9 protein-coding genes are annotated in these 11,754 nt (G+C 72.2%); all 9 read right to left on the bottom strand.

Going from position 1 to position 11,754, the window contains the following annotated elements; genetic code table 11:
• Positions 1-211: 211 nt before the first annotated feature.
• On the bottom strand, positions 212-913 hold the full coding sequence (locus ACFY36_RS42575; protein WP_499751617.1) for a neocarzinostatin apoprotein domain-containing protein: 702 nt from the start codon (positions 911-913) through the stop codon (positions 212-214).
• Position 914: 1 nt separating this feature from the next.
• A complete protein-coding gene (locus ACFY36_RS42570; RefSeq protein ID WP_499751616.1) occupies positions 915-3,752 on the bottom strand; it encodes an ABC transporter permease subunit in 2,838 nt (945 codons plus the stop codon).
• Positions 3,749-4,477, bottom strand: coding sequence for an ABC transporter ATP-binding protein (locus ACFY36_RS42565; protein ID WP_499751615.1), 729 nt, complete (start codon positions 4,475-4,477; stop codon positions 3,749-3,751). Before ACFY36_RS42565 ends, ACFY36_RS42570 begins: the two co-directional genes overlap by 4 nt.
• On the bottom strand, positions 4,467-5,750 hold the full coding sequence (locus ACFY36_RS42560) for a type 1 periplasmic-binding domain-containing protein (protein ID WP_499751614.1): 1,284 nt from the start codon (positions 5,748-5,750) through the stop codon (positions 4,467-4,469). The genes ACFY36_RS42565 and ACFY36_RS42560 overlap by 11 nt, the downstream gene beginning before the upstream one ends.
• On the bottom strand, positions 5,747-6,787 hold the full coding sequence (locus tag ACFY36_RS42555) for a CrcB family protein (protein WP_499751613.1): 1,041 nt from the start codon (positions 6,785-6,787) through the stop codon (positions 5,747-5,749). Before ACFY36_RS42555 ends, ACFY36_RS42560 begins: the two co-directional genes overlap by 4 nt.
• A gap of 5 nt (positions 6,788-6,792) precedes the next feature.
• Entirely contained in the window at positions 6,793-7,764 is a 972-nt protein-coding gene (locus ACFY36_RS42550; protein ID WP_499751612.1) for a hypothetical protein, read from the bottom strand.
• 56 nt (positions 7,765-7,820) lie between these two features.
• Complete coding sequence (locus tag ACFY36_RS42545; RefSeq protein WP_499751611.1) at positions 7,821-9,443, bottom strand: WxL domain-containing protein; 1,623 nt, start codon at positions 9,441-9,443, stop codon at positions 7,821-7,823.
• A gap of 131 nt (positions 9,444-9,574) precedes the next feature.
• Positions 9,575-10,990, bottom strand: a complete 1,416-nt coding sequence (locus ACFY36_RS42540) for an MmgE/PrpD family protein (RefSeq protein WP_499751610.1) — start codon at positions 10,988-10,990, stop codon at positions 9,575-9,577.
• Entirely contained in the window at positions 10,987-11,754 is a 768-nt protein-coding gene (locus ACFY36_RS42535; protein ID WP_499751609.1) for a cyclase family protein, read from the bottom strand. Before ACFY36_RS42535 ends, ACFY36_RS42540 begins: the two co-directional genes overlap by 4 nt.

Below are 11,754 nucleotides of genomic sequence, written 5' to 3'. Positions count from 1 at the left end.
CGCAGAGTTGCCTCAAACCGGGTCCCGCTCGCTCGCCCGTCTCCCTGGCGGCTCGGAAAACATTACTCCTAGATCCCCGCAACGCCAAATCGGGGTCCCCGGGCGCGCCGGCCCGGATCGGGGCTGCGGGACCGTCCCCGCGCAAAGACGGCCCCACAGCCCTGAACCGGGCCGGCGCGCGCCGGGTCGAGGCGGGTCAGAAGAAGGTGGATCAGTGGAAGGAGGCCATGCGCCGCCGCCGGGCGGGAAGGATCGCGATGAGACCCAGGCCGGGCAGGAGCAGGCCCCCACCGATCAGCACCACCGTGGCCCACTCGAGTCCGGGCCCGGTCTTCGCCAGGGCATCCCCACCCGTGCCGCCATCGTCTCCTCCCGTGCCGCCGGCAGCCGTGGTGCTGGAGGAGGCAGATGTGGTGGTGCCGCCGCTCGTGGGCGACTTCGTGGTCGCGGTCGGCGTGGGCGTCTTCGTACTGCCCCCGCCCGTGGTGAACGTGATGGCCACCGACGCGCGGTTGGCGTTCACCGTCTCCTCCGGTGCGGAGCTCGGCAGGATCTGCGCCGCGATCACGCAGGCCACCTTCGTGCAGTCGTGGCCGCTGAACACCGCGGACATCTTCAGCGTCAGGGTGGGTGTCTTGCCCGTACCGTCGGCGTTGGTGAATTGCGACCCACCCGACAGGTTGCAGTCGGCCGGGCCCTTCACGTCCTTGATGCACTGGCCGATGGCTATCTGTTGCAGGTTCTTCGTGAAGCCCGTGCCGGACACCGTGATCTGCTCGCCGTCCTTCAGGCCGGTCGTCTTGGAGACGTTCAGGGTGGGCGCGGCGAGCGCGGGTGACGCGTCGACGAGGACCACGGTCGCGGCCATCGTGATGCCGGCGGCGGCCGCGAGGGCCAGGGAGCGGCGGACCATGTCAGGGAACCTCCAATGGTGGGGCGCCGGAGCGGGCCACGGCGGCCTCGTCGGTGCCGAGATAGGAAAGGACGACGTCGGGGTGGGCGCGGACCTCGTCCGGCGGGCCGTCCGCTATGACGCGGCCGGCGTCCATGGCGACGAGGCGGTCGGCGATCCGGGACAGCAGCGGCAGGTCGTGTTCGATGACCAGGACCGTGGTGCCCAGCTCGGAGCGGATGCGCAGCAGCAGGTCGCCGAGGGCCGCCCCATCCGCCTGGGTGAGGCCGGAGGACGGCTCGTCGAGCAGGAGCAGGCGGGGTTCGAGGGCGAGCAGGCAGCAGATCTCGGCCAGGCGCCGAGTGCCGGTGGAGAGTTCGCCGACGGGCCGGTCGGCGAGAGGGGCCAGGTCCATGGCGGCGAGGGCACGGTCGGCCAGGGCCTGGCGGGCGTGTGCGGCCTCGGGCGGACCGAGGACGTCGATGGCGAGGTGGGAGGGGAACTCGCGCTCGGCGGCGACCATTGCTGTTTCCCGTACGGTCATCGCGGGGAACAGCCTCGCATCCTGGAACGAGCGGACGAGTCCGGCTCGGGCGCGCCGTTCGGGTGTCCAGCGGGTGATGGGACGGCCGAGGTAGTGCACCGTTCCGGCGTCGGCGGCCGTGAATCCGGCCAGGATCTCGAAGAGCGTGGTCTTGCCGGCGCCGTTCGGGCCGATGATGCCGACGATCTCCCCCTCGGTGACCTCGAGGGTGGCCCCGTCGACCGCTCGGACGCCGCCGAAGGAACGGCGCACCCCGGCCACCCGCAGAAGGGGCCCGGCCAGCAAGGGATGGGCAGGCGCGGAAGGAGGGAGCGCGGGAGAAGCGGGCGCGGGAGAAGGAGGTAAGGCGGGAGAAGGAGGTAAGGAGGAAAGAGGTAAGGGGGAAGGAGGCACGGGGGTGGGGGCCACGGAGACGGCTTCGGGACCGTCCATGAGTTCGCTGAGCCGGGCGACACGCGAGCGGCCACCGGATGCGTCCGGCCTTCGGCGGAACAGCGCGGGCAACCGGTGCAGCGCTCCGGACAACACCCCTCCGAGGCCGTCGGGCAGCAACAGCACCACCAGCAGCCAGCCGAGGGTCAGCAGCGCCTGGCCCGCGATGCCCAGCGGCAGCAGCGCCGGAATGCCGACGATGACGATGGACCCGAGCAGCGCTCCCCCGTTGCGCGCCATCCCGCCCACCACCGCGATGGCCACCGCGTCGATGCTGGCCGACGGCGGGAAGCTGTTGACGCTCAGCTGCGGCTGACCGAACCCGATGACCACTCCACCCAGTGCGGCCAGGGCGCCACAGACGGCGTACGCCTGAAGTTTGCGCAGCGGCGCCGCAACCGTCAGAGCCCTCGCCGCCTCTTCGTTGTCCCGCAACGCGAGCAGCAACCGCCCGAAGCCGCCGGCCCGCAGCCGCGCCGTCACCCACCAGCCGATGCCCAGCAGGAGCAGCGCGAACAGGTAGTAGTCGGTGGCCACGCTGACCACGTATCCCCGCCAGACCGGGTACGGGGTGGTGACGCCGTCCCCCAGCAGCCACGGTTGGCGGAGCAGCCAGCCGCTCGTGGCGAGCGCGAACGCCAGCGTCGTCACCCCGAGCGCCACCCCGCGCAGCCGCAGCGCCGGAATGCCCACGACGACCGCCGCCAGCGCCCCGGCCGCACATCCGGCCACGATGCCCAGGAACAGGTTGCCGGAGGCCGAGGCCACCCGGACCGAGACCGCCGCCCCGATGCCCGCGAACGCGAACTGTCCCAGCGACAGCTCCCCCGCCACCCCCGTCACCAGGATGACCGACAGGCCGACCAGCGCGTACCCGCAGATCTCGGTGAGCACGGACGCCGTCGCGTTGCTCACGACGTAGGCGAGGCCGACCCCGCCCAGCGCCAGCGCGGCCAGCCCGAGGCGCGACGGGGCTGACGCCGGGGACCGCGTCCACCCCGCTTCGACCACCCGCCGCCCCACCGAACGCTGCCGGAGCAGCGCGATCAGAATGGCCACCCCCAGGACCACGTCGACGAAGCCGCGCGTCTGCCCCGACAGCAGGATCTGTTCCAGCACGCCCACCCCAAGCGAGGCCACGAAGGCGATCGGCAGGGACGCCATCCGCGCGATCACCGCTCCGGCCAGGCCCCTGAGCAGCAGTTCCGGTCCCAGCGAGTCGATCGACTGCACCCCCTGGGTCGGTGTCAGCAGGATCGCCGAGAACGCCGCCACTCCCCCGGCCACCGCCCAGGCCAGGCCGGCCATCCTCGGCGCGGCCACCCCGTTGACGGTCGCCGCGTCCGGGTGGTCGGCCGCGGCCCGGATGGCTATCCCGAAACGGGTCTTGTTCAGGAACAACCCCAGACCCCCGAGGAGTACGGGGGTGAGCAGCAGCATCGCGGTCAATGACGAACCCACGGCGGTCGTCCCGATCTGGAACGACGGCAGGCCGGGCGGTTTCGGATAGGTGGCGCCGGAGAAGCTGTCCCGGGAGATGAGCAGCGCCACCACGAGGATGAACTGGGCCAGCCCGAGCGTCGCGATCATCCCGATGACGCGCGGGCGGCCGGCCAGCCGCCGTACCACCACTGCCTCGGTCCCGGCCGCCAGCAGGCCGGCGACGGCGATGGCGACGGGAAAGGCCATCCAGTACGGAATTCCGGTCGCGAGCCGGGCCAGGACGGCCGCCCCGAAGACCCCGATGGCGCCGTGGGCGAAGTTGACGAACCGGCTCGACCGGTAGACGAGGACGAGCCCGACGGCCAGCAGCCCGTACGTCATGCCGGTGAACAGCCCGACCGCGATGCGGTCGAGGCCGGCGTCGAACCCGGCGAGGCTCACGCGGCATGACCTCCCAGCACCAGGCGCCGGGCCAGGTCGGGGGCCGCGCGCAGCTCGGACGGCGTGTGCGTGGCGATGACCTGGCCGTGCTCCATGAAGAGCAGCCGGTCGGCGACCGACATGGCGACGTTCACCGACTGCTCGATCAGCAGCGTTCCCACCCCGGCCGCGGCGAGCCGGCGTACCAGTTCGAGCAGGCCGCCGACGACCACCGGGGCCAGGCCGAGCGAGAACTCGTCGATGACCAGCAGCCGGGGCCGCTGGATGAGCGTCTTGGCCAGCACGAGCATCTGCCGTTCGCCGCCGGAGAGCGTCGACGCCGGTTGCAGGGCCCGCGCGGCCAGCCGGGGAAAGACGGCCAGGGCCCCGTCCACCGAGGTCGCGGCCGGCTCGTCGCCGCGCCGGCGCCCGTAGGCGTGCATGAGCAGGTTGTCCCGCACCGACAGCGATCCGAAGGCCTGCTGCCCGATGACCGTGGACATGCCGAGCCGGACCCGCTTGGCCCCGGGCACGCCGGTGATGTCCCGCCCGCACAGCACGACCCGGCCGGCGGCGGGCCGGGTGAGCCCGGCCAGCATCCGGACGAGCGTGGACTTGCCGACCCCGTTCGGCCCGCACAGGGCCACCGTCTCGCCCGGCGCGACGGTCAGGTCGACTCCGAACAGCACCTGGATCGGCCCGTATCCACCGGTCAGCTCTTCGACGGCGAGCAGCTCATTCGCCAAGAGGTCTCACCGGCCCCTCGTACGTGAAGTTGGTTCCCGCGTATTTGAGAACCCGGTAACCGGTGCCGGCTGCGTAAAGCGAGGTTCCGGCGCCGAACCCGGTGGCCGTCGCGAAGGAGGCGACGTCGAGCTTCTCCCCGGGCGGGGCCGTCCGGAGCAGCAGCGCGGCATCGCAGTAGGTGAACGCCACCCGCGCGTTCTCCCGCTTCGTGAACTTGATGCCGGCCGCCTCGAAAATCGACAGGCAGGTCTTCTCGGCCTCGGTCGACGGGAACGGCAGGACGCTGTCCGGCACGTCGTACGCGGGCGCGAAGCCGACCCCCACCATCCCCTTCAGTGACGCGGGCGGGATGGTGGCCGGGTTGTTCACCATGAAGCTCGGGTTGTCGAAGGTGGACACGCCGTAGCGGGCGGTGAAGTTCTGCGCGGCGGCGCTCGTCATGAAGAACGGCGCGATCCGCGCTCCGCCGAGGAAGAAGACCCGGTCGATCTGCTTGCCCCGGAAGTTCACCGCGGCCTGGTTGAGGCCCGTGTTCAGCGTTCCCAGATCGGTCGTGTCGATCCACGACACCGTTCCGGTGACGCCCAGCTTGGCCAGTGCCGGTGTGACGACGTCGCGGTAGACCGCCTGATTGGCCGGGGTGTCGGCCGCGACGATCCCGGCCCTGTCCCGTTCGGCGAAGAAGCCCTCCCGTTCGAGCACCGCCATGAAGGAGACCGCGAACGCGTCGTACTCCGGGAACGATCCCGTCCACAGATAGGGCGCCAGCTCGGTGAAGGTCGCCTTGTCGTTGGCGATCAGGGTCGCGTCGAGCATAAGGGTGCCGCGCTGGGCGTAGCAGGGACGGGCGTTCGACTGGAGCTGCCCGGTGAGCACCACCGCGTACGCCCGGTCGTCCTGGGTTATCTGGCTGCACAGCGTGGTCTCGGCGGCCGGCGAGTCGTTGCTCGCCTCGTAGTTGCGGTAAACCGCCTCCATCTTGCGCCCGGCGATTCCCCCGCTTTTGTTGACGTACGTCTCCAGGGCCGCCACCTGCGCCCGGGCGTCACCCGTGCCGGGGTCCTTGAAGCCCGTCAGCGAGGCGGTCCTGCCGAGGTCGGTCCCGATGAACACCACCTTCACCGAGTCGTCCGTGACGCCCGGCATGGGACGTGCCGTGTCGCCGGTCGCCCCGGGCATCAAGGCATCACATCCCGTGTAGGCGAGCACGCCGACCAGAAGCACGGCCAAGGCCCGGGCCACCACCGGCCACCGTTCCCGAAGCGCCGTCACCGCTCCTCCTTGTAGCGACGTCTCATCACGCGCTCGAGCGCGTCCAGGTCGACCACCGAGTCGCCGCGGCCGGCCGACGTGCCGAGCAGGGTTCGCAACCCGTCCGTGCTGAGCTGTCCGGCCGCGAGGCGCCGCAACCGCCCCGAGCCGGGAGCGTCGTCGAAGACCAGGAACGCGCCCAGGCTGCCGACCCGCACGACGGCCGGTAGCGCGGGCTGGGCCGGATCGATCAGCGCGAGCTCGCGCCGCTTGCGATAGCGGTGCAGCAGGCCCCAGGCGATCAGCAGCAGCCCGACCGCGTTGACCGCGAACAGACCCCAGGGGTACGCGTCGTGGTGCACCCGCGCCTCGGCCAGTCCGCTCACGTCCGCGCTGACCCCGTAGCGGCCGAACGCCGCGACCGGGATGGCGACGGTGATGAGGAACGTCTGGCTCTGCCCGGGCCTGAGGTCGGAGATGTTCTGCTGGAGGAACGCGTTGTCGTCGCCGCCCTGGATCATCCGGGCCCGCACGGTGGCGTTGGCCAGCGTCGAGACGGTCGGGTTGCGCACGGTGTAGGTCATGGTGAGCTCGTCCGGCCATCCGAACCAGGACGCGAACGACCCTCGCGAGATCCGCGCGTCCTGCACTTCGAGCACGCGCGGCGGCACCCCGGTCGAGGGCAGCGCGCCCACCGGGTGCCCGGTGATGGTCAGCGGCTCGTTCACGACCTGGTCGGGCCGTCCATCGACGAGCGCCACGTGCACGACGCACGGGCAGTCCCGTGGTGGTTTCCCGATCTGGAGGTCGACCACGAACGTGCCGTTCGGCCTCACGGGGGTGGCCAGCGCCGCCCGGTTGTCGCAGGCCACCGAGCCGCTCAGGCCGCCCTCGCCGCAGGTGACGAGCTGGATGAGCTGCCCGGCCGGCCAGCCGGACCCGGTCACCCGCATCGTGTCGCCGGGTTCGGCCTCGTCGGCGCCGAGTTGCACGGCCCGTCCATCGGCGTACGCCGGAGCGGGAAGAAGTATCAACGCGACGAGAAGAAGAAAAGACAAGCGCCTCATTCGGCGACCAGTCCGCGCGGCCGCGGCACGCGGCTGCGCCGGCGCTGCCGCACCCACCATCCGGCGGCCACGGCGAGAGCAGTCAGGAGCGCGATTCCGGTGTACGACACCACGAACGCCCGATCGGTCCGGCGAGCGTAGACACCACCGTCCGCCTTGAGGGTCACCGACGTGGAGACCACGTCGATGGGCCAGATCCCGCCCGCCCGCATCGTGAACTCCCCCTCGGCGCCCGGCACGAAGTCGCCGGCCGGCCTCGATCCCTTCAGGGAGATGTCGTGCCCGAACAGGCCGGAGGCGGTGACCGTCGCCTGGGGAACGAGATGGATGTTGCCGATGTTCGAGACGTGGTAGGTCAGGTCGCCGCCCGTGGTGCGGGGAAGCCACGGCGTGCCGATGTCCATGGTCACCGACGGCACCGCGAGCCCCGGCACGATCGTCCCGGCGACGCGCAGATAGACCCGCGCCGCCACGGCGCGCTGGATCCGCACGGTGGCCCCGCTGGCCGGCGCGGTCGCCCCGGGCGAGGTCTCCAGCGCCACGATGCCGCCGACGTGGTCGCCCGGCGAGGCGTTCCTGGGCACGTTGACGGTGAACGGGATGTCGGCCTGGGAGCCCGCGGGGACGGTCACCCGCGTCGCCGTCGTGGTGACCCACGAACCGAGGCCGGTCTGCTTCTGTTCCCGCGTGCGCAGGGCGAAACCGCCGTCCCGGACGGTGTTATAGGCGTCGGCGCCGAAGACGAAGAACGACTTCGGGGTCCTGGTGAGGTTCTGGACCCGCACCGATTCCTTGACCGCCTGCCCGGCGGTGGCGTCGAGGAAGAAGTAGAGGCGCGGCGTCGGCCCGGCTTTGGCCGCGGGCGTCGGCGTGACGGCCCATTCGCCGTTGCCGGCGGCGTGTGCGGGGGCCGCCGGGAGCAGGGCGAGAGCGACGGCGGCGCCGGCGACGAGCGCACGAATCCGCACGGGACCTCCTCGAAAGGCGGATGGGTGGGGGCGGTGGTGGCCGCCCCCACCCGGGCTCAGCTCAGCGTGACGGTGAGCGTCGCCGTGTAGGCGCCCGCGAGCTGGTTCGCGGGAACCGCCAGGGACAGATCGGCCGAGGCGTCGAACGAGCCGCCGGTGCCGGCCACCGCGCTGGGCGCGGAGCACAGCGTGGCGCCGTCCTTGAGCTCGCCGGCACTACCGGCCACCGGCGCGACCGCGTTGGTCGCCCCGGCGTGGTCGACGCAGGCCGGCGTCCAGGTCAGCGCGCTCTGGGGAATCGTGCCGCCCGGCACACCGGCGAAGTCGGTGACCGTGGCGGTGACGCTCCAGCCAAGCGTGCTGCCCCGGTGGTCGGTCACGTTGACGATCGGCAGTTTCGCCGTCGCCGCCTGGGCCGAGCCGTTGAGCGTGACCCCGGTGAACACAATGTTGCTGCTGCCCGTGCCCCTCGACATCGACAGCGCGCCGCCGGTGACCGTCTGGGACAGCTCGTACGTCAGGGCGCAGCCCGAGCCGGAGCACCCGTCGGCCGAGGCCGCCCACGGCGCCAGCGCGAACGTGCTGCCCGACACCGCGCCGATGTAGGCGGTGGTGGTGTCGTTGACCGTGAACGAGGCCGTGAAGCCGCCGGTGGCCGTGGCCGTGGCGGAGACCGCCGCGTCCGAGGTCGCGGGCGGCGGCGGAGCGCCGGCGAGCGCCTTGTAGCCCCGGATGGCGATGGTGCTTCCGGGGTTCCAGTCGGAGCCCTTCACGGAGACGGCCGTTCCGGCGCCGCCACCGGCCGGGGTGATGGTGATGGCCGGGGTGCCGAGGATGGTGATGGGTACGGTGACGGTGTTCGTGCCGTCGGTGATGGAGACCGTGCGGCTGCCGGTCGTGGCGCCGGTGGGCACCGCGATCGATCCGGTTCCGGCGCCGTTCGCGCCGGTGGCGCCGGTGCCGTTGCCCTCGCCCGTACCGCCACCGGAGCTGTCCTTCAGCGTTGCCGTGAGCGTGGCGTTCGCGGCGAGCCCGGTGACCGAGTAGTTGATGGTGTTACCGGCCCGGGCCGCGCCCGTGCCGGTCTGGCCCTCGACCGAGGTGACCGTCGCGCCGCCCTCGAACACCGTGAAGTTCTGCACGATGGTGGTGTCCTGGGGTGCCGCCTTGTGGTCGCGGTCGCCGGCGTTGGAGCAGTAGGTCGACGCCGTGGAGTTGGCGAACTTCACCTGGGCCGCGGTGAGCGTGCCCGCTCCGGCCGGGCCGGCCACGAAGGTGCCGGTGGCGCTGATCGGCCCCAGCGGCGCCGAGGCCGCCACCGCGGTGGCTGGATAGTTGGGCTGGCTCAGCGTCAGGGTGCCGGTCTGGTTGCCGGCGATCTTGACATTGACCGAGATCGGCACGGAGCCCGCGGTCAGCGGCACCGGTCCGTTGTTCGAGCCGGTCGCCGCCGTGAACGTCACGGTGACGGTCTGGCCCGGTTTCGGCGTGGCCGGGGTCTGTGTCAGGCCGAACGTGTCGCTCCACGTCGTCGGGGAGCTGCCGGTCCCGGTATCGCTGAAGTAGATCCGGCAGCCGAGGGAGTTGGCGGTCGGCCCGTACGCGGAGGCGGGTCCGGCCACGGCGACCAGCGCCGTGACGAGCCCGATCCCGATGGCCGCCCTTAGTGACTGTCTCATCGTGGTGCCGCGTCCCCTCTGTCAAAGGTGGGTACTAGCGCGCGGTACGCATCCGGCCCCTTTCCGTTTCCCTAGAGGAAACAGCGTTTTCCTTTTGCGTGCCCCTATTAATCCGCCGTCACGAAGGTGTGTCAAGCGTCCGACCGGGCTTTTTCCGCTGTGCGATACAGCGTTTCCCCAAACTGAAACAGGTCGGACACAGCGCCGCCGTCGCCCAGATGGGAAACGGCGGCGGACAGCGCGGCAACCCGGCCGGCCGGCAGCAAGCGGCCGGCGTTGCCGGCGAACTTGGCGGCCAGCTCGGCCGGGGTCAGCGGATGGGCGGGACCGCCGCGTGAGCCGTCGACGCGGTGGCTGAGCACGGCCCCGCCGCGGGTCCGCACGGTGAGCACGGCCGCGAACGCGCGCGGGAACAGCTCCGTCGCCCGTGGATCGGCGCGCACGCGCACCTTGGCCGCGAGCGACAGGCGTACCGGATCGAGATCGGTGAAGTCGTCCAGGCCGACGCCGAGACCGCCGCCGCCGGTCAGCGCGATCGCGATCGCGTACGGCCCGGAGAACTTCGCGTGGTAGCCCGAGCGTGGCCGCGCCTTCTCCCCGGGCGGTTCGGCGATCGTGCGCAGGACGGGCTCGGCCACGCCGAGTTCGATGGACTCCACATCGGAGGCCTCGAGCCCGGCCGCGCGCAGCGTCAGGGCGCAGTCGATGCCGGGATGGGTGAAGTGGTTGGCCGGATACGGCTTGTAGACCGTGCGCAGCAGCTCCCAGCGCTCGCCGAGGCCGTCGGTGACCGCGGCGGCGTCGAACACGCCCGTGTGGGCCGTGAAGAAGCCGAAACGCCCCTCCAGCACGGTCGGCGGGCCGGTGAGCCCTTCCGCGGCCAGGGTCGCCGCGACCACGCCCGAGTGCGCGGCCCAGCCGCAGTGGGCGCGCTTGACCGAGCCGCCGGTGCGGTTGGCTTCGAGCACGCCGGCGCCCATGGAGGCGGCGATGCCGATGGCGTGGGCGATCCCGGCCGCGCCGAGCCCGTAGAGCCGCCCGGCGGCCACGGCGGCGCCGATCGTGCCGCAGATCGAGGTGGCGTGCTGACCGCGCTCGAAATACAGGTTGGCCCCGGTCTCCGGATCGCACCCGGCCATGCCGAGCCGGTTGGTCACCTCGATCCCGGCCGCGATCGCGGCCAGGAGATCGTCCGAACCGGCGGCCTGAGCGGCGGCGAGCGCGGCGGGCACCACGGAGGCGCTCGGGTGCAGCACGGACGGCAGGTGGGTGTCGTCGTAGTCGAGCGAGTGGGCGAGGGTTCCGTTGACCAGCGCGGCCGACGGGGCCGGCAGGCGGTCGCCGGAGCCGAGGGCGGTCGCCTCGGGCGTGCCGCCCCACCGGCGGGCCGCGGCCAGGCCGGCCGGCGCCGCGTCGGCCTCCGGATCGGCGTAGGCGGCCAGGGCGTTGCCGAGCACGTCGAGGATCCGCCCCGGCACGTCGGCCCGGACGGCCGGGGGCAACGACATCCCGGCCGCGAACTCCCCCAGCGCGGCGGCCAGCGTCACGGCAGGACCGCCAGCGGCCGTACGGGGGAACCGGTCGCGCCGACCAGCCGCAACGGCGCCAGGATGAGCTGGAACTCCTTCACACCCGCGTCCGCGAGGGGATGGAGCAGCATCGTCTCCACGATGTTGATGCCCTCTTCGACGAGCAGGATCCGGTGCACCGGCAGCGAGGCGTGGCCCACCCGGGGCGCGATCCGCTCGTACGCGATCGTCTCCCCGCCGGTGACCGCGATCTCCCGGGCGGCGAGCCAGCGCGCCGCCCCGGCCCCGACGCCGGGGACGCCGGACGTCGCGCCCACGAAGGCCGCGCCGTCGGAGAACAGCCGCGACCAGCCCGTACCGACCAGGACAGCGTCCCCCGGATTGATCTCGAGGTCGCCCGCCGCCGCGACCAGGTCGGCCACCGTCACCTCGTAGCCCGCGGGCAGGACCGGCACCCCGTGCACGGCCGCGACGTCCAGGAACAGGCCCCTTCCGACGTACGGGGTGAACTCGTCGATGCCCAGGCGCGAGAACCCCGCGTCCGACTGCACGTCGGCCGCCACCACCCCGCCGTGCAGCAGGCCGTCCTGCGACACGTGGGCCAGCGCGTCGACATGCGTACCCACGTGGGTGCCGAGGACCACGATGTCGTTGGCCGCCGAGCCGCCGCCGGCCCGCACGTGGTCGCCGTGCCGCCGCACCAATGCGTGCTGATAGGCGGGATGGTTCGGCGACTGCGGCATGCCCCGGCGCATCGGCTGGGCCAGATCGAAGACCTTCAC

The organism is Actinoplanes sp. NPDC000266 (assembly GCF_042899005.1).
Taxonomy (GTDB): Bacteria; Actinomycetota; Actinomycetes; order Mycobacteriales; family Micromonosporaceae; genus Actinoplanes.
This window is presented reverse-complemented; position numbering and strand designations above follow the sequence as displayed.

What these genes read in the sequence shown, in the direction of transcription:
- ACFY36_RS42575 (WP_499751617.1), bottom strand. Translation starts at nt 913, where the DNA reads ATGGTCCGCCGCTCCCTGGCCCTCGCGGCCGCCGCCGGCATCACGATG.
- ACFY36_RS42545 (WP_499751611.1), bottom strand. Translation starts at nt 9,443, where the DNA reads ATGAGACAGTCACTAAGGGCGGCCATCGGGATCGGGCTCGTCACGGCG.